Below are 22,124 nucleotides of genomic sequence, written 5' to 3' on the forward strand. Positions count from 1 at the left end.
CGAGAGGAATACCAACCGTGCGCCGCGCTGCTCGACCTTCCACCGCCGCGGCTCAGCGTTACTGCTTGCGGATCGGCTTCGCAGGATTGCCCGCGACGGTTTCGCCATCAGCTACGTCGCGGACCACGACGGCGCCCAGGCCGACGACGGCATCCTTGCCGATCTTGAGCTGGTTCTTGACGACAGCATTTGGCGCGACCCACGACCGCTCTCCGAGATGGACGCTGCCGCAGATGGTTACGTTGCTGATCACCACAGCATGCCGGTCCATCCGCACGTTGTGGCTGATGTGGGTGAGATTATCGATCCGGCAGCCATCGGCGACTACGGTATCGTGCAACGTGCCACGATCAATGCAGGCGTTGGCGCCAATGTCCACATTGTCACCGATGATGACGCCACCGAGGTGTGGCATGTTCACCAGCCGGCCATCGTCATCGCGCTCGAAGCCGAAGCCCTCCTCGCCGATTACCGTGTTGGCGGCAACCTTCGTGTTGGCTCCGATCCTGACGTCGCACACCAACCTGACACCTGCGCCGAGCGCCGTTCCTTCGCCGACGTGGCAACGTGGCCCGATGACGACTCCGGCGCCGATTTCCGCCTTTGGATCGACGATGGACGTCTGATCGACCAGCGCGGTGGGATGGATGCCCGACCGAACCTCTTCCTTGAACAGGAAGGCGACCGCACGAGCAAAGGACAGCCGGGGATTTGCGACAACGATCTTCGTTGGGTAGGTGTTGTCGCCTATCTCGACGCCCGAGACGATTAGGCACGCGGCGTGGCATTCTAGGTCTGGCCAGCCCTTTTGGTTGCAAAAGGCCAGGCTACCTGGATCCGAGTTGGGAAACGGCGAGACGCCGACTACCTCGCGATCAGGGCCAACTTGCGAAAGAACGTCGCTGCCGAGTGCACGGACGATTTCGGAAACCAAGACCGGCTTCTTCAGTTTGTGTCGCATGTAGTGAAACCTAACGATTGGGACCAACGGATGTCCACGGTCGGCGATGCTCGCCGGTCTCCGGCTATTTCGGCCGGAACTCGCAGCCATGGGCGCCATCATGGGACGGTCCGTCCGGGAGGCACGACCCGGTAGCTACCTATTCTTTTCTGAGATACTTGGGTACGATCAGATTGTGGTCTGTAGGGTGAAATCGGCGCGCCCACGGCGCGACACTGGCTTGGCCGCGCCGTCTCATTTATAATAGTGTCTGATTCGGGGACTGGGCGCATTCGGGCGGGGAGTACAAGCGTGCCGAGCATCGTCGTCGCCGGCTGCGGCTATTGGGGCGTAAATCTTGTGCGCAATTTCGCCGGTTTGGGCGCACTGGCAGCCATAGTAGATCCGCGTCTGCTGGTTGCGGCGGAAGTCGCCAGGAAATACTCGGTGCCGGCCCGTAGCTGGGCCGACGTGCTCACCGATCCGGTCATTGAGGCTGTCGCCATTGCGGCCCCGGCAGAGCAGCACGCCCAGATGGTCGCCGAGGCGCTCGCTGCCGGTAAGCATGTTTTTGTCGAGAAGCCGCTCGCCCTCTGTCATGCCGAGGGGGCGAAGCTCGTTGCCGAGGCAGAGCGGCGTGGCCTCGTCCTCATGGTCGGCCACCTGCTCCAGTATCACGCCGCCTTCTTGAGGATGCGCGCGCTGGTGCGTGAAGGCGTGCTTGGCCGTCTGCGCTATGTCTATTCCAACCGCCTGAACTTCGGGAAGGTACGCCGCGAGGAGAACATCCTCTGGAGCTTCGCGCCGCACGACATCTCCATGATCTTGGCACTGGCTGGCGAGCCGCCGGTCAGCGTTCATACTGAAGGTTCCTTCCATCTCCATCCATCAATTGCCGACAATACACTGATGCACATGCGCTTCGCCTCCGGTGTCGATGCCCACATCCACGTTTCCTGGCTTCATCCCTTTAAGGAGCAGAAGCTGGTCGTGGTGGGCGACAAGGCCATGGCGGTGTTCGACGACGGCCAGCCCTGGCCGGGCAAGCTGACGCTCTACCCGCACTCGATCGACTGGATCGATGGCCAGCCGGAACCGCGCAAGGCGGCGGGTCAACCGGTCGAGCTTCAGGAGTCCGAGCCGCTGTGCGACGAGTGTCGGCATTTCCTCGAATCGGTCGCCACGGGCAGTTGCCCGCGTACTGATGGGCACGAGGGACTGGCGGTGCTGGCCGTGCTGGAGGCGGGGCAACGCTCGTTAGAGACGCGCGCCAGCGTGCGCCTCAGGGAAGTCACCTCGCCGGAGGCGGCCCCGCTGGCGAAGCCTCACCATTTTGTCCACCCGCTAGCCGCTGTCGACGAGGGTGTCGAGATCGGCAAGGGCACCCGCATCTGGCACTTCAGCCACGTCCTGAAGAACAGCCGCATCGGCGAGGGCTGCGTCATCGGTCAGAATGCCAGCATCGGGCCGGACGTTATCGTTGGTGACCGCTGCAAGCTTCAGAACAACGTCAGCATATATCCTGGCGTCACGCTGGAGGACGGCGTGTTCTGCGGTCCGTCCTGCGTCTTCACCAACGTCATGAATCCGCGCGCCGAGATCGAGCGCAAGAACGAGTTTCGGGCGACGCTGGTCAGGCGTGGCGCCACCATTGGTGCCAACGCCACGATCGTCTGCGGCACGACGCTGGGCGAATACTGTTTCATCGCCGCCGGCGCCGTCGTCACGAAGGACGTGGCTCCCTTCGCTCTGATGGCCGGCGTACCGGCGCGCCGCATTGGCTGGGTCGGTCACTCCGGCGAGCGATTGGGCAAGGATCTCGTCTGCCCGCGCGAAGGACGGCGCTACCGGCTGGCCGGCCCCGACCGGCTCGAGGAGATCCCAGTCACGAAAAAGGAAACTGTCGAGTGACCCAGCCCATCGCCTTCATCGATCTCGCCGCCCAGCGCCGGTGCATCGCCCGCGAGATCGATGCCGCGATCGCCGGCGTGCTCGAGCGCGGTGTCTATATCTCGGGGCCGGAGGTGGCCGAGTTCGAGCGCCGGCTGGCCGCTTGCTGCGGCGCTAAATTTGCCGTGGGCTGTGGCAATGGCACCGATGCGATCCAGCTCGTGCTGATGGCTAGGGGCATCGGCGCCGGCGATGCGGTGATCGTGCCGGACTATACCTTTACCGCGACGGCCGAGGCCGTCGCGCTAGTCGGTGCCACGCCCGTCTTCGTCGACGTGCAGGTCGCCGATTTCAACGTCGACGTCAGCCAGCTCGACGCGGGCCTGCGCGCGGCCAGGGAGCGGGGCCTCGTGCCGCGCGCGCTGATTGCCGTCGACCTGTTCGGCCTCGCCGCCGACTATGACGCGCTGAACGCATTCTGCGATGCCCACGGTCTGCTGCTGATTGCTGATGCCGCGCAGAGCTTCGGCGCGACCTTTCGCGGCCGCAAGGTCGGCACGCTCGCGCCCGTGACCACCACCAGCTTCTTTCCGGCCAAGCCGCTCGGCTGCTACGGCGATGGTGGCGCCATCTTGACCGACGACCCGGAGCTGGTCGCGACCCTGAAGTCGCTGCGCGTGCACGGCCAAGGCAGCGACAAGTACGACAACGTGCGCATCGGCATGAACAGCCGGCTCGACACGCTGCAGGCCGCCATCCTGATGTGCAAGCTCGATATCTTCGCCGACGAGATCGAAAAGCGGCAAATGGTGGCGGCGCGCTACGCCGAGGCGCTGGGCAATCGCGTGATCACGCCTACTGTGCCTGGTGACTGTATTTCCGTGTGGGCGCAGTATACCATCCGTATCGTCGGCGGTCGACGCGATGAGGTGGCGGCGAAGCTCAAGGCGCGGGGCATCCCGACGGCGATTTACTACCCCAAGCCGCTGCATCGGCAGTCGGCGTATCGGCAGTTCCCAGCGACAACAGTACTGGAGGTGTCGGATAGACTGTCGACGGAGGTCCTGAGTGTGCCGATGCATCCATATCTTGATGTTGCCAGCCAGGAGCGAATCGTGCAGGCCTTGGAAGACGCGCTGTGATAGACGCAAGACCTGGCACGCTTCTACCGCGGGAGACCGCGAAAAACTACGCCGCCTACTATGCGGCGAAGGGGCAGAGCCGCAACGACTTGCTCGACAATCCAGGTGTGCTCTTTCAGACGCTCGCCGGCGAGGCCGCCATGCTCAAGGCGTTAGGCCGCATAGGCTTCGTACCACAAACCGCCCACGTGCTCGATGTTGGTGGCAGCTCGGGCGGTTCGTTGATGCCCTTCTTCTCCGTCCGGACCCCATGCGCCAACCTCACGTGCGTCGACATCTCCGAGCGGGCCATCGAGCTCGGTCGCACCAGATTTCCCGGGATAGAGTTCGTTCATGCGGACGCCCGGTGTTTGCCGTTCGAGTCGCGGTTCGATGTCGTCTTCTCCTCGTCCATCTTTTTCCAGAGCACGGACGAGGAAGTGGCGATGGCAATCGGCCAGGAGATGCGGCGCGTCGTCAAGCCCGGTGGCTTCATCGTCACCCGGGACTGGTGCCGACAACGTCCCGGCGACCGGACCACTCGGGCGGTGACGCGGGACAGGCTGGAGCGTCTGGTCGGCCTTCCGGTCGCCTTCAGCGTCCCCGGGGCCCTGGTTCCGCCGATCGGGCGCGCCGTCTCGCGCTTCGCGCCAGCGCTGTATTTCACGATGCGCGCGCTGTTTCCGTTCCTGATTGGGCAGCGGGTCTATGTCATGAAGGCCTAGGGCCGGTTGGCGTTCGGATCGGCGAAGTGGCGGCTGCTCCACGACTGTGCCCAGCCGACGCCGAGAAGCGCCGAATAGGTGACGGCAACGGCCGGAATCTGGATTCCGAAATCGACGATCGAGTGCACGGCAATCAAGATCGTCGCGCCGACGGCGGTAGCCGCGAACTGCGTGTCGCGCTGACGCTCGCGTAGGCCCTTCAGGCACTGCCACGCGGGCGCTGCGATCGCCAGGATCAGCAGCAGCGAGACCGGGATGCCGAGATCGAGCGCGTTTTCGAGATAGGTGTTGTGGGCTTTGTCGAAATTCAACCACACCGCCGTCGGTTGGAGCACGGGATACAGCGGCTCAAAGGATCCCAGGCCCCATCCTGTCCATGGGCGTACCGATATCGCCTCAGCCGTGAGGGCAAAAAGATGCACTCGGTCGGAGTCGCCTTCGGTAAGCAGCCCTATTGACCGCTGCAATACCGTCCCGCCTCCGAAGATGACCACGATGGTAGCAAGAAGCATCAGCCCGACGGTCGAGCTCACTATGGTCCCGATTCGTGCTCGATGCGCGGCCGCAACGAGGATCGTCATGATGACGCCCGCGGTCACGAAAGAGGCCAAGCCGGCGCGGGAGGTAGTGTAGACCACGCTGCCGAGGAGAAGCAGCAACGCCGCGAGGTAAGGGGAGCCGGATCCCGTTAGGATCATCAGCCGGGCGCGCCAGCGGGCTCGGCTGCCGCGTGCGCTACCGCGGGCTTGAAGGATTAAGTCGTGAAGACTTGCCAGACAAAACAAGCCGGCTAGGGCAGCGAAGTCGGCGTAGTTGCTCGAATTCACAAAAGTCCCGGAAAGAGTGCACGGATCGCCACTGGAAAAGTCACGTTTCACTACCGTCAGTGCAATGCAGGATCGGACCGTAGTCTCCATCGCCCACCCGTACAGGGTTATCAGGACGGCGGAACACAGGAGCGCGATGCAAACGGTCTTGGCGTAGCGTCGCTCCTGTCCAAACTCAGTAGCCAGCCAGAAGATTCCCGCATACGTAGCAAGTCGCATGACCCCCGTCAGAGCGCGTTCTTCGTCGATGGAGTTCGAATTGGCGACGTCGACACCGAGAGCCGAATGCGCCGAGGCCAGGAATGATTCAAGATGTGCCCCGCCAAGCGCGGGCTTGATTTGAAGCAAGCCCCACGCCATGACACAAGACATGGCCACCATCGACACGATCAGACTGGGAGAAAGAATTCTTCGGCACGGCCCACTCAGCGCGTTCGACATGCCGTAGGCAACCAATGACGTTCCGACAGCCATGGTCAAGGGGCTCCACGCCCAATCACGGTTGCTCGCCAGCGGCATCGGTGAAAGTCCTACTACAGCGATCAGAAGGATGCCGGAGGTCAGACGCAGAAAGGCGGCGCCAGAGGTCATATGATTCAACTTAGCTAGCGAACCGGGGCTACCGCAAGGAATGGGAGCAAATGCAAGCCATAGTACGGTCCTGATATCGGGGCGCCTGCTGGCTTGCGATCCTTCCAGTAGCTGCCCTCGACGTAAATCTCCTTGAGCAAACGGCACTGTTCGGGCGTGGGAGCTGCGAGCGCCTTCCACATAACCCTTGTGGCCTTCACAAGCCTATCGTCCCGAGCGCCAAGGTGCGCCCAAGGCGCCGCGAGAAAGGCACGTGATAGTCCAAACGGAGGGATGCCGGTGCCGGCAACTGGATTGACCCGGTACCAACCATTGCTGCCGTCGAGGTAGTTGCGGAAACGCGGCACGTCAGCCTTGTCATCCAACACGCGGTGAGCCACTTGGCCTGCAAAAGCATCAGCAAAGCGCGCCCAATCGAATCCGTGATCAAGTCCATGTTCGGCCAGCGCCAATGCCGTCCACGCGATACGCACACCATGGGCGAAGTCCCAGCCTACTCTGATGCCGGCAGACACCGGAAGCGCGGGGAATGCGGGCGAGTCGTTCCCGACATAAACGAAGTCGGGATGCGAGGCCCAAGTCGCGGGGTCGAAGTCGGCTGTCTCCGTAAACTTGCCGTAAGCGTCGGCCGAGAACCCATACTCCACCCGAGATGCAAAGAATTGTGATTGAACTCTCAGCAGTTCGACCAGCCGTCCTCGATCATCATCGGGGACAGTTACCAGTTCCGGTGCTGTGCTGCCGACAGCCAAGAGGTTGGTGATGCCTATGGCGATCAACATGTCGATATCGGTGGGGGCGACGCAATAGGGCAGCCGACCGTTGCCCAGCGAGCGGTCCAACCGCCGGCGCGTGAACTCGACGAGATCCAGACCGGAAGCTTCGCAACCCCAGCCGCGGACTTGCCAGATTTTAGGTGGTCCGAATGCCCAGCGCTTGTAATGGTCTAGCGCAAGCTCTCCGATGTCTTTGGCGAACTTCACCATTGCTCTGGACCGTTTATCGGCGGGCCTTCGGGTAATGGCGACAACTACGTCCGTGGCTCCAGCCAAGTATATTGCCGAGTAGAGCACGCTTTCGAAACCATCCGGTCCAACCCACATGGCATGTTCGGCTGCGAGCCGTGCCTCTGAGTGCCGTCGCTCAGGCGTCAGATAGTAGACATTGACGCGATCGCGCTTCGACAACACGTCGAGCGGCATCTGCCATATCGCCAGCAGCGAGTGTGCCAAGTCATCTCGTCCATGGATAATGGCCTCCCGCAACGGATCATGGGTTCGGCCCTGAATCACGTCGGCGACCGGACTGATGCCACTGTTTCTCAAAGATCGTTCGACATCCTGCCGCACCAGATCGAACGACTCGCGCCAGATGCGTTCGATCGCCCGCCAACGATTCTCAGCCTTTGGGACTGGCGCCTCGATGAGATCGTTTGCGACTTCGGGCACCAGGGCGTTGCAATCCTCCGCGTGCGCAGAGGCCACTGAGAGCGCCATGCCGAACGCGATGAGTGCTATTCTCAACATGTGCTCCCAGGATTATCCGCTCAAACAAAGAGATTATTGAGCGCGCAGGATCGAGATCAGCGGACGTCCCGTTGCGCCGGCATGAAATAGATGAGAACAACGAACAGCCATAGACCGGCAGTTAAGATCAAGCCGAAGATGTGGCCGTTTGTTACGTTGAAGGCCAGCGGCACGCAAAGTGGCAACACGAGTTTGGAGTCTCGATCTAAGGTGACACGGTCGACGATGCGAAAGGCGACGATAGCAACTACCGATGCGACGACAACTCCGAGCAGCCCCGCCTGTGCATAGCCTTCGGCGAACATATTGACGTTGGCGTTACTCTCCTCGTTGCCGCCATAGACGAGGCCGATCATGCGCGACAGCGGTATTCCGTAGACTTCATCACGGCCGAACAGCAATCCGAGCGCCCCGCCCCCTGCATAATAGCCGTGCGGGTTCAGAGAGAAGAATTCTACCCAATAAGCGCCGAGCATGCCTGGAATGATGAAGAGTCGAGAAACCGTTAGCTGGCTCAGCTGTCGCCCCGGGTCGTCCTGCCATGCATCGTAGATTGGCGCGATGACTAAGAAGCCGAGGAACATGGCAACGATGCGCCAAGTCGCGAAGGCAAACTGGCCATCGCGCGTTCCTCCCCAGGCAAACGTGGCAACGATAACGATGAAGCAGGCGCCGAGGGCATCTTTCTGTCCCGTTATCTGGTAGCTCAGGTAGGTCACAACCGCGCCGACAAGTAGCAGATAAAGGCGGCCGGACGTGAGACCAATTCGGACCAGTGTCGGCCCCAAGACAAGATTCATTGGGGACAACAGATAGCCCAATACGACGAGCACAAAGCCACCCGCAGCGAACTGTTCTCTTCGGATCAGGCGGAGGTCGTAGACATCCTCCAAAGCTCGCGGCGCCAAATCGAAACCGATCGTTGCTGCGGACAGAACGATGATTCCGCCGCTCAGGAGGGCCACACCCAAGGCCAATTGATTGATGGAGAGGCCCCTGCGGACAATTGGCCGAGACGGAACCTTGGCGAGCATGAATAAGCTGATGATCGTAAGTCCGCAGAGAACGATGTAAGGAAGGAGCGTTGCACTCGGGACCGCGATCGACTGCAGTCCAACTGTGCAGAACGGCAAATAGACGGCCAAGAAAAGCAGATATGCGAAAACCTCCGACGGATGGCTGAGGCGCCAAGGTACCCAAAAAAGGGGCAGTAGCCCTAAACCAATGCCGAGAGCGACCTCGTCGAAGGTACGGGAGACGTTTTCGTCGAGCACCATCGCGTAGATATCAGGGGTTAGCTCGCGATGGAACCAAAGCAAGCCAAGGGCGAACATGAGGTGCAGCGCAAAAAGCGCGGCCATACCGGAAATCCCGGACGTCAGATCCGGAGAAGTCGATGAAGATTGATGAAGGGACGGATGTTCGAGAGACACTACCGCCCCAGCGTTTCGGCAACGACAAGTACGGGTGCCCGCACTTGAGGTTCCGCGACATTGGTCGCGGTGAACTCCAGCTTGTCATACACAGACTTCAGCACCTCGCATTCCTTCTCCCATGTGTTCAGTTTTGTCCATTGTGCACCCTTGGTCCCACGCTGCACGGCTTGCTCTCGGCTGATCGTCTCGACTAGACGGGCCAGGTGTTCACTGTCGTTCTCGACCGTCCAGCCACTCCCCGACGATTCGATCACCTTGGCGATTTCGGGAAGCTTCGTCGCAACAACTGCGACGCCCGATCCCATGTATTCGAACAGTTTGTTCGGCAAACTGTAGATGTAGCTCAAACAAACCGGCTGACCGATACACAGACCGACATCCCCAGAGCTTGTGTACTTGCGCACTTGATTGGGCGGGACTGCCGGCATGAAGTGAATGTTCGTATGTTTGTGGGCGTATTCCACTATCAGGCTCTCCTGGGAACCAAATCCAAGGAAGACGACGTGACGATCAGCGCCAACGCGTGCAAAGGCATCGAGGATGACATCGATACCGCGCCCTTCATCCAGTAGGCCTTGATAAAAGAAGACCAGCGCATCGGATGGGATGCCGAAGTGTTCGCGAAAGAGGTCGAGCCGCCCGGGAGCATAGAGTTCTTGCGGCAAGTTGCGGACCACTAGTGGTGAAATTCCAGGATAGCGGGCGGCGTACCACTCCGCTATTTTCGGACTAACCACGACTACAGCGTCAGCCGAACTGATGAACAATGCCTCAGTAAGCTTGGCCAGCCACCGTCTGGCACCTCTCATATTCAGCGTCTCGGTTTCCAGTTCGTGCGTGTCGTAGACCAGTTTCGCCCTGGTCACGCGCTTCAACATCCAGCCCAGTGGCAACGTCGACAGGGAATGGCTGTTCACACAGGCAATCGGTTCATGCCGAAACGTCTGCATGGTGCGATAGTACCAGGAGATAAAGCGTGCCAGGCGAAGGAACAGATTGCGCGAATTGCGAAATGACGGCCTGATCCGCACGATTTCTCGGCGGCCGCCCATCGATTGATGCGACGGCGCTGCGCCATCCTGCATGCCGACAATGAATATGCGGTCGAATAGAGACCATTTGTCGAGCGCCTCGGTGATGCGAAAGATCCTGCTTTCCCGCGAGATTGGTGACGGATAGATGTGCAGATTGTAACCACCGTTGCGCGGCGCGGTCGTCGTGAAATTGCGCGCTGTTGCTACACGCCGGGCAATGGCGACCAGCGTCGGCAGTCGCCGCCTGATCCAATTGCTGTTCGGATAGTCGTCGGCGCGACGCGGCGGATTCTCGATGTGTGCCGCGAGCTCTGCTGGCGTCATCTCGAGCTTCTTCGCCACGTAAGCGAGATCGCGATCGAGTTCGTCGGGGTAGTAGAGCGGCGCGTTCAGCCCGGCCAGGCCCTCGTCGCGCGTGATCTGGCCCGAAAGGATCAGGTTGGAGAGGTGCGCCTTGCGCTTGTCATACCCGAACCGGCGAGGCAAGTAATGGCGCTGGAAGAAGCGGGTGAACTGGGACTCGCCGTGCTTGAACTCATAGGGCTGCCAGCCTAACTCACGCTCGAGCAGTTCCATCGCCCGCGACTTGTGATAGTCGACATAGTTCAGGATCGGGATCTGCCGGATGCGGCGTGCGAACGTGTACCACGCGAGGCGCAGCAGGCTCATTCTCGGAAAGGTCTTGAGCTTCCGCGTGCCGAAACGGCGGTGGATCGAGGTGAGTAGCCGCAGGTCGACATTGTCCGCCATCCACGCTGACGGCATGACGGCTTCGGTCGCCAGGTTCGATCCGGTGATGATGTGCTTGATGCCCCGACGCGCCGCCTCGCGATAGAGCAGGGCGCGGATGGCGTGGTCGGTCGGCAGCTCCCAGTTGGCGATGCCTGATTTCAGGAACGCCACCTGAAGGTCGCGGAACTCTTCCCAGTCGATGACGTGCGTATAGAGATCGATGTCGAGCCGGCGCAGCACGGTCTCGATGTTCCGGACCGCCAGTTCGGTGTTCCAGCCGTTGTCGAGGTGCACGGCAAGCGGCCGCAGCCCCAGCTCCTTCTTGCACAACCAGGCCACATAGGTGCTGTCGACCCCCCCGGAAACGCCGATGACGCAGTCGTAGGGCCGTCCGGCGCCGGCCTTGCGGATGCGCGCGACCAGGCCCTCGAGATAAGTCCGCCGGTCGCCGGCCGGCAGATCCTCGCGCATCCTGCGATGGTAGCCATGGCAGTGATTGCAGACGCCGTGCTCGTCGAAGGCGATCTCGGGGTCGCTGGTGTCCATCAGACACTGGCGGCAGACCTGCCCTTCGTGCTGCGGCGGACCGAGTTTCGGCGAGCCCGTCACCCCCTCGACACGCGACGCCATCCGTCCCCTTCCCAAAGGCTCCGACAGGTTGCTGTAAGCTTGGCCTGCTTAGTGCGCACCTTGTTGACTTGACGCTGGTAGTTGTCAAGCTGACCAAACGGCCACGCCAATCGCACTGGATGCTTCTGATCGTCGACTACGGGATGGGCAACGTCAGCGCTATCCGCAACATGCTTTCACGCATCGGCGTGGCGGACGTGGTGATTTCCGGAGATCCGGCCCAGTGCGCCACCGCCGACAAGATTATCCTGCCGGGTGTTGGCGCCTTCGATGCGGCGGTCCGCAACGTCGAGGAACGAGGCCTGCGCGGCCCGCTCGTCGAAGCGGCGCGGCAGCGCCGGGTGCCGATGCTCGGCATCTGCCTCGGCATGCAGCTCCTGGCCGAAGGCAGCGAGGAGGGGGGCCTGCCCGGACTCGGCCTGATTGCCGGCGTGGTGAAGCGCTTCGACTCCGCCGCCTTCGCCAGCCGGCAGCGCGTCCCGCACATGGGCTGGAACGACGTCACCGTCGTCCGTCCCCATCGCCTGTTCGAGGGCAGGGGCGACGAGCTGCGCTTCTACTTCGTCCATTCCTATCACTTCGTCTGCCGCGACAGAGGCGACGTGATCGGCGAGACCGATTACGGCTACCGGTTCGATTCGGCGATCGCCCACGACAATGTCGCCGGCGTGCAGTTCCATCCGGAAAAGAGCCACCAGTTCGGCAAGCGCCTGCTCGCCAACTTCGCGAAGGCCACATGATCGCCGGACGGATCATCCCCTGCCTGCTCTGGCGGGGGGCGGGCCTGGTCAAGACCGTCCGCTACCGCAACCCGACGTATGTCGGCGATCCCATCAATGCCGTCCGGATCTTCAGCGACAAGGAGGCCGACGAGCTCTTCCTGGTCGACATCGACGCCACCCGCAAAGGCTACGAGCCGCGCTTCGCCGAGATCGAAGACATCGTCTCGGAGGCCTTCATGCCGATCGGCTACTGCGGCGGTGTGCGGTCGGTGGATCATGCCCGGCGGCTGGTCCGGCTCGGCGTCGAGAAGGTCGCGGTCAATTCCGGCGCTCTCGAGCGGCCGGGGCTGATCACCGAGATCGCCGCCGAGATCGGCAGCTCGAGCACCGTAGGGGTGATCGACGTCAAGAAGCCGCTGTTCGGCCGGCCCGCGGTCTGGTCGCATGCCGGACGCAAGGTCGCCCTCGCCGATCCGGTGGCCTATGCTGTGGAGTTGCAGCGGCTCGGCGCCGGCGAGATCCTGCTGAGCGCTGTCGACCGCGACGGCATGATGCAAGGCTACGACCTGGATCTCGTCGGGCGTATCGCCAAGGCGGTGGACGTGCCGGTCGTCGCCTTGGGCGGGGCCGGTTCGGTGCAGGACCTGCGCAGTGCGCTGTCGAGCGGCGCGGCGGGTGCCGCGGCGGGCAGCCTGTTCGTCTTCCACGGAACGCACAAGGCGGTGTTGATCAGCTTTCCGAGCCGGCGCGAGTTCGCGTCGTTGCGCGCCCCTACCGGCTGAGCGACACCCAGCGCACAAGACGGTCGAGCGGGAAGACGCCGTCCCACGGTGCGGCGAACTCGGCCATCTGGCCGGGCTCGGTGATGCGATCGACGCCGCCTTGGGCAATGGCTTCGGCGACGGCAAGCCGTCGCGCTCCGGGCAACGCCAGCCCGACCGCCTGCGTGTCGCGATCGAGATGGCGGGCGATCTGGCCCAGGTCGGAGATCGGCCGCACCAGGGCGCATCTGCCGTAGACCGGCGCCGGCCGCTCCTCGACCTCGCGATAGAGCACAGACCACTCCAGGCTCGCCGGCGCGAGCACCTCGCCGTTCAGGAAGTGCTGCATGCGGGCACTCTTGAGGGCACCGGCAACCTGGCCCGACACGCCGAGTCGCGGGATGCGGCGGTTGGCGGCGGCCATCTGCTCTGCCAGCAGGCGCGCGAACTGCGAGGGCGTCACCTCGCCGCCGAGTTCGACGAACACGGTGTGGGCGGAGGCGCAGGCCTCCTGGTCGAACACCGAGCAGTCGATGGCCACGCCGCGGGCCGCCCGCCGCGCAAGGGACTCATTGGCAAGAGCCTCCCGGCCGACCGCGGCCAGCGACAATTTCGGTCCGAAGACGATGTCGACGCAGTCGTGCCGGCGCGGCAGGGAGGCGATGGAGCGCACCGCTTCGGCGCCGCCCCAGACGATGCGCGCGTCGGCCATCCGCGACAGCAGCGCGCCGTCGGCCGCATCGTGCGGATACCACAGCGCCTCGATGCAGTCGGTCAGCACGTGCCCCTTGACCTCGCGGCCCGACGGCGAGGCGTATCGCACGTCGGCGATGGTCGCGAGCATCTCCGGCAGGAGAGGCGACACCGACTCAGGGACCTTGACGACGTTGGCGTTCTTGGCCGCGAGCGACAGCATCAGCGACAGGAAGCCGAGCGTGGGCACATTGCCGGCCAGCCAGTGGGCGACGATGCCGAGCGGCAGGGCGCGCAGGCGCCCGGCGCCGTGAGCGGCAGGCCGGAACCCATCGACATGGCCTCGCGATCCCCGCAGCGAGGCGTTGACCATGCGCTGAAAGCCACCTCCCGCGACCAGCCCGGCGACGAACGACAGGCCGTGCGGATGAAAGGCGGCGAACGGACTGTCGGCTGCCGACCAGCGTGCGCAAGCCACATCCAACACGCCGACGATGTCGTCGACCGGCAGCTTGGTGAGCTCGCGTTGTGCGAGGCGAAGGCGCCGCTCGAGGGCGCCCCAATCCTTCACCGATGGCAACGGGCGATCGCCCGCGAACTGCCGATATGCGACGCCACCACCGAAGTAGCTGACGGCCTGCGGCTTGGTCGTCGCCCTCGCCCTATCCATCGAGACGCCCGCCGGCACAGGCGGCGCCATCTGCAGCACGATCTTTTCGGCGAGCACGTCGCCGCAGCCGCGCACCTCCGCCGACTTGTGTCGGCCCAGCACCTCGAAAGTGGTGCCCTGCCGCCCGCAGGGGCAGGTGTCGCGGCCGATGACGCGCACCAGATCGTCGGTGAGCACGGAGTTGCCCGGATAGGAAAGCGGGACGAGCGACAGGAACTGGCCGGCGCCGACGTCGCCGTCCGGCAGCACGGCCATGGTCAGGGGATCGCGCACGATGACGTCGGCGAACGCCGGGGCATGCTTGCAACCGGCCGAGCATTCCAGGTGGAGCGTGCCCATCTGCTCGGTGAAGCCATAGCAGTCGACGATGCGGTCGGGATCGATGCCGAACACGCGCGATGCCGCCGCCGCGAGCTGCAGGCGATCGACCTTGCGGTCCTCCAGCTTCTTCCAGCCGCCGATGTGCAGGATGGTCGACCCCTCGGGCAACGGGATCCTCCGTCCGGCCCTGTCGAGCGGCTCGATCAGAGCCGTGTAGAGCAGGAAGGTGAAGCCGATGATGGTGACCGGCTTGCCCTGACTGGCGGCTTGCGCCTGCTCCAGCGCGCCCTCGTCGAGTGCCACGATGCTCCCGGGACCGAGAGTCAGCAGATGCTTGTACGCCGAGGCGAAGGTCATGAAGCCCAGCATCGCCGCGGCGCGCGCCGAGATCTCGCCGGTCCGCGCCTGCTCGGGCGGGACGTCACAGACCAGCATGGGGCGGCGCTGCGGGCCGATGAATTTGGCAAGAGTGCTGGCCACCGCCCGCACCTGCCGCCGGGCCGTCGCCTGGTCGAGCACGACGGTGCTGGCGCGGCCCGAGGTCGCGGACGACGACAGCGAGCGCAACCGCCGCTCCTTCGGCACCGAGACCAATTCCTCTCCGGCCTCCTTGAAGTACTGGGCGGGGATGAACGGCAGATCCTCCAGCCGGGCGGGCGGCGTGGCGGCTGGCCAGCCCGTTGCCTCGCAGATGCGGTCGAACAACGGGCCTGCCTGCCGATGCGCGGCGATGCCTGACACGAGCTCGGCGAGCAGCCGCCGCTCGCGCTCGGCCCGGGGCTGCGCGAAGGGATCCTCGTCGAACAGCGACCGGTCGGACATGGCTACCAGGCTTCCTGGAGGTGCCGGGTCAGCTCCTCGGCCGACAGCTCGTAGGGCAGGAAGCGTGCGATCGGGTCGGCCAAAGCCTGTTCGGCCAACCGGCCGGCGTCTGCCGCGGAGAACGTTGTGCCGGCCCGCGCCACGTCGCGCAGCCTGGTCGCCAGCCCAGCGCGACCCGGAAGGGTGCGGATCGCATCGATCATTGCCATGGCGTCGGCGAATCCACTGCGGCGGGCGATACCGTCGTAGGCGGCGCGCGCCGCCGCCGACCGGGCCGCCAGGGAGAGACTGAGCGGCAGCAGGTACCCGACGGCCGCGGCGTGTGCGCCCTGCCATGGGCCCAGTCGATGGGCAACGGCGTGCGCCAGGCCCACAAGCCGAAGGTTCTGCACCTGCCCCGCATAGTAGGCCGCAATCTGCAGGCGGCTGCGCAGTTCCGGCGTTTCGCCGTTGTCGAGCAGTTCGGCGAGCGCGCCCAGGATCGTCGTGGCGCTGCTGTCGGCGATGTCGTCGACCAGTGGATTGGTGAGTTTCGAGACACGGCCCTCGAGCGCGTGTGCCAGCGCGTCGAGCGCCGTCGCGACTGTGAGTCCGACGGGCAGGCTCATCGTGAGACGCGGATCGAGGATCGCGACGTCGGGCAGGAAATCGTGCGTCACAACCGGCACCTTGTGGCCGGTCTCGGGATCGGTAATGATCGCGGCCGACGAGCACTCGGCGCCGGTGCCGGCGGTGGTCGGCACTGCCACGAAGCGGGCGAGCGCCCGCAGCGGCGGCAGGGCGAAGGGACGGGCCAACCGCTCGGCGGGAAAGGTCGGGTGTTCGTAAAGCGCCCAGCAGAGGCGCGCGCCGTCGATGATGCTGCCGCCGCCGATGGCCACGATCCAGTCGGGACGATACTGCGTGATCGCGTGCACGGTTCCGGCGAGCGCCGGCAGGCTCGGTTCGCCGTGCCAGCTCGGCGCGAAGCGTTCGAGCTGGAAAGCCGCCGGCAGCGCCCGCCAGCGCTGCACCACCGGGTCCGCGTACGCGCGCTCGCTGGCGACGATGGCCACTCGTACGGCCGGCAGCGTTTGCAGGGCGGCCAGGGCGCCTTCGCCGGCGATGACCTCGCCGGGGCCGATCAGTCGCGGCAGCGGCACTCTCAGCCTAAGCACGCGTCCACCCATCGCCCGACTGGAAGAGCCGTTGCACGTCGCCTTTGAGGACCTTGCCACTTTCGGCGCGGGGGATCGCATCCACCATTGCAATGCGTTGCGGCTGGGCAGCGGCATCGAGATGGTCAGCACAGAATGCCGCGACCTCTTCCGCCGTGAGATCGCGATCGTGGCCGACCACGGCAACTGCCACGGCTTCGCCGCGCAGGCCCTGTGGATCGGATATGCCGGTGACGGCGACATCGGCAATGCGCGCATAGCGGCGCAGGACGTCTTCGACCTCCTTCGCCGAGACCTTGAAGCCGCCGACGTTGATCTGGTCCTTCAGCCGCCCGGTGATGGTGAGGTAGCCCTCGGAATCGAGCGTGCCGAGATCGCCGGAATGGAGCCAGCCATCGCGGAAGGCGGCGGCCTGCTCGTCCGGCCGTTGCCAGTAGCCGACCGCGAGATGAGGGCCGCGGATGCGCACCTCGCCCTCCGACCCCGACGGCAGAGGAGCACCGCTGGCATCGCAGATGCCGATCTCGACCCGCGGCGCGGCCCTGCCGACCGTGCCGTGACGCTCTGCCGGCTCGTCGCGCAGGCGCAGGAAGGTCGAGCGGGAGGCCTCGGTGAGGCCGTAGTAGATCACGATGTCCGTTCCAGGCAGGGCGGCCAGCACCTCGGCCGCCTGGTCGGGTGGCAGGCGCTCGGAATTGACCACCATGCGACGCAGCCCGCCCGCGTTGCGCAGGAACGCCTGGCGATACGGTCCGAGCAACAGGCGCAGCATGGACGGCGTCGTCGGCATGGCGTTGATCTCGAACCGGGTCAGCGCGTCGAGCACGGCCTTGAGCGGCCGAAGACCGTCATTGACCCAGACGAAGCCGCCGCACCACAGGGTGCAGTAGGCGTGGCCGAGACCGAAGCTGTGCGACAGCGGCAAGACGATCGCCTCGCGATCGGCCGCGCTACACCCGAGATAGTCGATGATGTGCGAAAGCGCGCTGCCGAGGCTGCGGTGCGTCAGGATCACGGCCTTGGGATCGCCCGTGGAGCCGGTCGTGTACATCAGGCAGGCGATGTCGTCGGGGGTGCGGCCGGCGGGTTCGGCAAGCTGCCGGGCCTCCTCGCCTCGGCGCGAGAGGTCGGCCAGTGACAAAATGGTCCGCTCGCCGCCGGCGCGGGCACCAGCCAGAGCACGCGTGTCGACGCAGATCATCCGTGCCGTACAATCGCGCGCGATGAAGTCCAGCCGATCCACCGGCGTGCTGCCGGGCAGGGGCACGGAGACGGCCCCCGTCCGCAGGATGGCGAAATGGGTGGCGAGCTGCTCGGCGGAGTTGTCCGACGCGAGAACCACGCGATCGCCCGGCGCGATGCCGAGGGAACGCAGGACCGTGGCCCGCTGCTCGATCGCGCAGCCGAGCTGGCCGTAGCTGTACTGGCGGGAAACGTCGGCAAGGGCGGGACGTTCGGCGAAGCGGGCCGCGCGAGCGAGCACCGGCTCGAAAACCAGAACTGCGTCTCCTGTCGATTCCATTGCCATGTCGCTGCGGTCGCGATCCATCATCCGTCGGCCCTGAACAGCCTTCGGCTGGGCCATGGCCAGTAGTAGTTCACGATACCACGGCGGGCGAGCTCGACCATGCGGTCGACCAGATAACGGGCAGATATTGCCTGGAGACGCACGTTGGAGACGTGGGTCACGCGCACTTCGCGTGGATCGATGTGGCGCAGCACACGTGTCGGACGCCACCGACCCGTGCGCGGCAACAGGCGGTGGACGCCCTCACGGCCGGCCTGATCACGGTACCTGTATTCGAGCGGCGGTCCGAAGACCCGTTTGAAGTAGGGCAGTTCCTCGTAGAGCAGACTCTCGGGGCAATGCATGCAGGTGCCGAGGCCGAAGGACCTCGGCAGCCCCAGGCAGAGGATCGTGGCGTCCAGCTCAGCGAGGCGCGCGTACGGCGAATGGCGATCCCACGTCGTGAGCGACCGATGATGGTCCCCGACTAGGTACTCCGCGTTCGGTCCAACGGCTGCGACCGAATGGAAGATATGGACGCCGCGGCGCGCGTCACGCAACCGCCTGAACGTCTCGGGTACCAGCCCTGCCCCGGTGGGTGTGCGGCGCGCGTCGAACAGGGCTGCTGGGTCGATCGTCAGTGGATACGCAGGCATCGCGATCGTGCCGGTGGGACCGACCTTCTCTTGAAGGACCCGGATCAGATCGATCGGCTTGCCCTCGAAGTTGTAGAACTCGTCCCAGGCCGAATGCACGAAGACGGTGGCGCCGGTCGCAATGCCAACGCGATCCAGCGCCGTCGAAAGGGCAGGGCCCATAAACTTCGGATAGCGGTGGGCCAGCACTCGCTTTTGGGCGAGGCGGCGCAGGCGGGCCCACATTTCGGATGGACGACGTACTCCAAGAGCCCGAAGCTGCGCCTTGAGGATCCGGCCGATCGGCTGCAGCATGATTCGAATAGGGGTCAGGCCTTGCCGGCGTCCACCGGCGCGCCGAGACGTGCCCGGATGGCATCGTGGATGTCACGCAATGTCTCGAACGTCGTGATCTCCTCGACATCGAAGGCGAGATCGAATTGGGCCTCGACTTCGGCAATCAGTCCGACTTGCGCAAAGGAGTCCCATCGCGGCACGTCACCGGGTCCCGAATCGAGGTTCAGCGTCGTGGCATCGGTCTTCAGGAAGGCGGCTGCAACCGCCAGGAGTCTTGCTTCTATCGCGTCAGTCATTCAGGGACGCCGACCTCCTTTCGGCTGCAGGGCCAGGAACTCGTATCAGGGCGTTGTGCCCTGCGGCAGGAGTTTCTTCAACGGGTGAACGACCTTCCAGGCGACCCATGCGTAGGCCAGAACGAGCGATGCTGCCGCGAGCATGGTCCATTCTCCTCCGGCAACTGCCAGCCTGGTGGCTATCAGGGCGGCGGTCAGCAATGCCACGCAAATGCCGACGACGAACCACCGAGCTACCAGGGCGCTCGGGGAAAAGCCCGCGATACGGTAGATCGTCAGCATCCAGGCGAACGCCATCGCCAGATGGGCGAGTGCCCATGCGCCCGCTATCCAAGCTACGGGTTGGCCCATCCAATGTGCGCACAGCATGAGCAGCGAGCTGAGGCACAAAACCAGGCAGGTGACGATCAATGCCGCGCGCTGGCGGCCGAGAATGAAGTAGATTCGATCGTAACCGGTGGCTAGTCCGTTCATCAGGTTTGCAGCGATGAGAAGCTGTGCGAACAAGCCCGCGGTTCGCCAGTCCTCGCCGAGGACGGACGCATAGATTTCGGGGCCGAACACGATGAGGGCCGCCGCCGCCGGCGCGAGCAGCACTCCGAGCGCGACCAGGAGTGCAAGCAGGCGCGCCTCCCATTCGTCGAGCCGGTCGCGATTGCGCACCATCTCGGGAAAGAACACCTGGGCGAGCGCCGTCGGGACGAGGGTGATCGGGGTAAACGTCGTGCGGAACGCCAAACTGAAAAAGCCGGCTTCGCGCGCGCCGACCAGCGAGCCGAGCAGGATCACCGGCATCTGGTAGTAGAGCTGCGTCACCAGCGAATAGGGCACCGTATAGAAGAAATGCCCGCTGTGTCTTGTCGCCACGGCCCTTAGGCGCCGAATCGGCTCGGACTGACGGATCGATGCAGCGAGCGCCGGCGTGAGTGCACCGGCAAAGACGATCAGGCCGCAGACTTGACCAAGAATGAACCCGCCAACAAGTCCACCAGCGGGAAAGTCCGCCGACACCAGCAGTACCTGGGCGATTGCTGTCGCCCCCGTCAGTACAATTTGATGGATGGCGACGCGAGCGAACCGGCGCTGTCTGATGCAAATGTTCGTTCCCGCGAGGATGGCGCTGGCGAACAACAACCCGAGCGGAATGGCGGCAAGTGCTCGACGCAAGGGGGCAGACAGCCCCACGGCAGTGGGAAACAACTCGACCGTGACGAGAACGGCGGTGGCTACCGCCGCACTGATCAGGCCGGATACTACGATGAAAAGAGCGACGTCGTTCGCCTCGGAATCATCATCCACCGTCACAATGGCCATTTCGTAGCGCCAGGAGGCTGCAAACACGGCAACTGTGAAGATCGCGTTGAACAGACCGAAAATTCCGACTTCGAAAGGACCATACAGGCGGGCCACCACCAGCATCGCGGCAAATCCCACAATCTGACTGAAGGCGGCGGCGCCAACGAGTGCAGCGGTGTTCGCCAGGAAAGATGGGTTACGCCCGGGACCGTCCGGTGAGCCGTCTGGAGCAGCCAAGGTCATCTCAGAAGACGTAGCTCATCAACAGCACTTCGGAAGATGGCGTCGAGTGGACGGTGGAAGCGGCCTCGCAGACCGAAGGGCTCGATGAAATGATTGACCTCGTACCCTCCTTCTGGAATGTCGCGGTCCGTCGGCCAGTAGCCGAACACATCGCCCAAGTAACCCACGGCGAGCGAGTCCTCGAACGGCACCAATGTGCGCAGGCCTGTCAGAGGCTCAGCCGCCACCGCGACGATGTCGATGTCGGCGGAAAGACGAACGCGCTGAAGGAGAACTGCTTTTCCTCCCTGGTCACCCGTCAGTAGCCTGTCGAGTGGAGCAGAGCCGTGCGCGGAACCGATTGCCGTAGGTTCGTCCCGTGCATTGCGACTCATCCGACGGTCGCCTTTGAACGCGCCAAGGACATCGCTGGCCAGCGACTCCGACCATCTCTGCCAGCCGTCAGAGGTAAAGGAGTCGAAACTGGGACCAGAGAACAGGCAATCGAAGGCACGACGTGAAAGTGGACGTGTCTCAGGCACGCGAGAGCGAATGTCGCCTGCAAAGCCTTGGAGGAACAGCACCGGCAAGGCGTCACCATAACGTTCCCGCAAACGGCTACGGACGACACCGGGAAACTCCGCGCTGACATGCAGCGGATGCGGAAAAGCCGTCGGGTGGCAGGCGTAGTGCCACAAGAGCGCGATGGGATCGCCCGACACGCCGATGATTGCGATCGCCGTGATCGTCGGATCAAACGGCCCGCTGGGATTGGGCGCCATGACCGTCTGCGGATGGACCAGACGCCGGCGATAAAAGTGGGGTACAGGCCACCGGCGCCGTCGATTGATTGCAGCGAGACTGGAGCCTGTCCTTCGCTCCGTGAAGACGGGCCGGCCCGATTCCGTCACTACCCGGTCGACGAGCAGGCGGCAGCGCTCCTTCACCATCGAGAGGTAGGCCGGGTCGACAGGTCCGAGCACCGGCTTCGTTGCGTCGAGCGATGGCGCAAAATGAGTATGGGAACCCAGGACAAGCAGATCCGCTGCGTTCTGTCCGTGCTTCGAGACAAAGTGGCAAATCAGATCGGTGTGAAGGGCCTCGCCGACATACAGGGTGTCCAGTGTCACCAACACGGAGCAGCGACCATTGTCGTCGCGAAACGCGACTGCGTTCGCCTCGAGCGTGGATGATACCTTCACAAATGGCTCGGGTCGTCCGGAGAAGCCGGCCAAGGGACACTCAGCCGCCGGCGTGATGTCAATGGCTGCAG

The 22,124-nt window shown here is 64.0% G+C and carries 17 protein-coding genes; 5 read left to right on the top strand and 12 right to left on the bottom strand.

Going from position 1 to position 22,124, the window contains the following annotated elements:
• Positions 1 to 58: 58 nt before the first annotated feature.
• Positions 59 to 961 carry a UDP-3-O-(3-hydroxymyristoyl)glucosamine N-acyltransferase gene (locus KIT25_09975; protein ID UYN97230.1) on the bottom strand — a complete coding sequence of 301 codons (903 nt, stop codon included), beginning with the start codon at positions 959 to 961 and terminating at the stop codon, positions 59 to 61.
• 270 nt (positions 962 to 1,231) lie between these two features.
• Here KIT25_09975 and KIT25_09980 point away from each other — a divergent pair, with 270 nt between their 5' ends.
• The 3 genes from KIT25_09980 (at position 1,232) to KIT25_09990 (ending at position 4,676) form a co-directional block, all read left to right on the top strand.
• Positions 1,232 to 2,851: a Gfo/Idh/MocA family oxidoreductase gene (locus KIT25_09980; protein UYN97884.1), complete on the top strand. Its 1,620-nt coding sequence runs from the start codon at positions 1,232 to 1,234 to the stop codon at positions 2,849 to 2,851.
• A complete protein-coding gene (locus tag KIT25_09985; GenBank protein ID UYN97231.1) occupies positions 2,848 to 3,972 on the top strand; it encodes a DegT/DnrJ/EryC1/StrS aminotransferase family protein in 1,125 nt (374 codons plus the stop codon). Before KIT25_09980 ends, KIT25_09985 begins: the two co-directional genes overlap by 4 nt.
• 89 nt (positions 3,973 to 4,061) lie before the next feature.
• Positions 4,062 to 4,676, top strand: coding sequence for a class I SAM-dependent methyltransferase (locus KIT25_09990; protein UYN97232.1), 615 nt, complete (start codon positions 4,062 to 4,064; stop codon positions 4,674 to 4,676).
• Here the strand turns inward: KIT25_09990 and KIT25_09995 are convergent.
• From KIT25_09995 to KIT25_10010, 4 genes are all read right to left on the bottom strand, one after another.
• The gene (locus KIT25_09995) at positions 4,673 to 6,094 is read right to left on the bottom strand and encodes an O-antigen ligase family protein (protein ID UYN97233.1); all 1,422 of its coding nucleotides are present in this window, start codon (positions 6,092 to 6,094) and stop codon (positions 4,673 to 4,675) included. The genes KIT25_09990 and KIT25_09995 overlap by 4 nt on opposite strands.
• A gap of 14 nt (positions 6,095 to 6,108) precedes the next feature.
• Positions 6,109 to 7,590, bottom strand: coding sequence for a hypothetical protein (locus KIT25_10000; protein ID UYN97234.1), 1,482 nt, complete (start codon positions 7,588 to 7,590; stop codon positions 6,109 to 6,111).
• Positions 7,591 to 7,676: 86 nt separating this feature from the next.
• Positions 7,677 to 8,981: a hypothetical protein gene (locus KIT25_10005; GenBank protein ID UYN97235.1), complete on the bottom strand. Its 1,305-nt coding sequence runs from the start codon at positions 8,979 to 8,981 to the stop codon at positions 7,677 to 7,679.
• A gap of 71 nt (positions 8,982 to 9,052) precedes the next feature.
• The gene (locus tag KIT25_10010; GenBank protein ID UYN97236.1) at positions 9,053 to 11,452 is read right to left on the bottom strand and encodes an N-acetyl sugar amidotransferase; all 2,400 of its coding nucleotides are present in this window, start codon (positions 11,450 to 11,452) and stop codon (positions 9,053 to 9,055) included.
• A gap of 68 nt (positions 11,453 to 11,520) precedes the next feature.
• On the opposite strand from KIT25_10010, the gene hisH reads away from it, so the two are divergent.
• Together hisH and KIT25_10020 are read left to right on the top strand one after the other, a co-directional pair.
• Positions 11,521 to 12,192 carry an imidazole glycerol phosphate synthase subunit HisH gene (gene hisH, locus KIT25_10015; GenBank protein UYN97237.1) on the top strand — a complete coding sequence of 224 codons (672 nt, stop codon included), beginning with the start codon at positions 11,521 to 11,523 and terminating at the stop codon, positions 12,190 to 12,192.
• The gene (locus KIT25_10020) at positions 12,189 to 12,956 is read left to right on the top strand and encodes an AglZ/HisF2 family acetamidino modification protein (GenBank protein ID UYN97238.1); all 768 of its coding nucleotides are present in this window, start codon (positions 12,189 to 12,191) and stop codon (positions 12,954 to 12,956) included. Before hisH ends, KIT25_10020 begins: the two co-directional genes overlap by 4 nt.
• Here the strand turns inward: KIT25_10020 and KIT25_10025 are convergent.
• Genes KIT25_10025 through KIT25_10055 form a run of 7 tightly spaced genes read right to left on the bottom strand, consistent with a single transcriptional unit; the run spans position 12,946 to position 22,086 of the window.
• Positions 12,946 to 15,441, bottom strand: a complete 2,496-nt coding sequence (locus KIT25_10025) for a hypothetical protein (GenBank protein UYN97239.1) — start codon at positions 15,439 to 15,441, stop codon at positions 12,946 to 12,948. The two genes, KIT25_10020 and KIT25_10025, sit on opposite strands and share 11 nt — an antisense overlap.
• A 2-nt stretch (positions 15,442 to 15,443) precedes the next feature.
• Entirely contained in the window at positions 15,444 to 16,598 is a 1,155-nt protein-coding gene (locus KIT25_10030) for an iron-containing alcohol dehydrogenase (protein UYN97240.1), read from the bottom strand.
• Complete coding sequence (locus KIT25_10035) at positions 16,591 to 18,183, bottom strand: acyl--CoA ligase (protein UYN97241.1); 1,593 nt, start codon at positions 18,181 to 18,183, stop codon at positions 16,591 to 16,593. The genes KIT25_10030 and KIT25_10035 overlap by 8 nt, the downstream gene beginning before the upstream one ends.
• The gene (locus tag KIT25_10040; protein UYN97242.1) at positions 18,147 to 19,055 is read right to left on the bottom strand and encodes an AAC(3) family N-acetyltransferase; all 909 of its coding nucleotides are present in this window, start codon (positions 19,053 to 19,055) and stop codon (positions 18,147 to 18,149) included. The genes KIT25_10035 and KIT25_10040 overlap by 37 nt, the downstream gene beginning before the upstream one ends.
• Positions 19,056 to 19,069: 14 nt before the next feature.
• Complete coding sequence (locus KIT25_10045; GenBank protein UYN97243.1) at positions 19,070 to 19,333, bottom strand: acyl carrier protein; 264 nt, start codon at positions 19,331 to 19,333, stop codon at positions 19,070 to 19,072.
• Positions 19,334 to 19,378: 45 nt separating this feature from the next.
• Positions 19,379 to 20,872, bottom strand: coding sequence for an oligosaccharide flippase family protein (locus KIT25_10050; protein UYN97244.1), 1,494 nt, complete (start codon positions 20,870 to 20,872; stop codon positions 19,379 to 19,381).
• Positions 20,869 to 22,086 (bottom strand): hypothetical protein, encoded by a 1,218-nt coding sequence (locus KIT25_10055; GenBank protein ID UYN97245.1) that lies wholly within the window; start codon positions 22,084 to 22,086, stop codon positions 20,869 to 20,871. Before KIT25_10055 ends, KIT25_10050 begins: the two co-directional genes overlap by 4 nt.
• Between the last annotated feature and the right edge of the window lie 38 nt (positions 22,087 to 22,124).

The sequence above is a fragment of the Enhydrobacter sp. genome, assembly GCA_025808875.1.
GTDB lineage: Bacteria > Pseudomonadota > Alphaproteobacteria > Reyranellales > Reyranellaceae > Reyranella.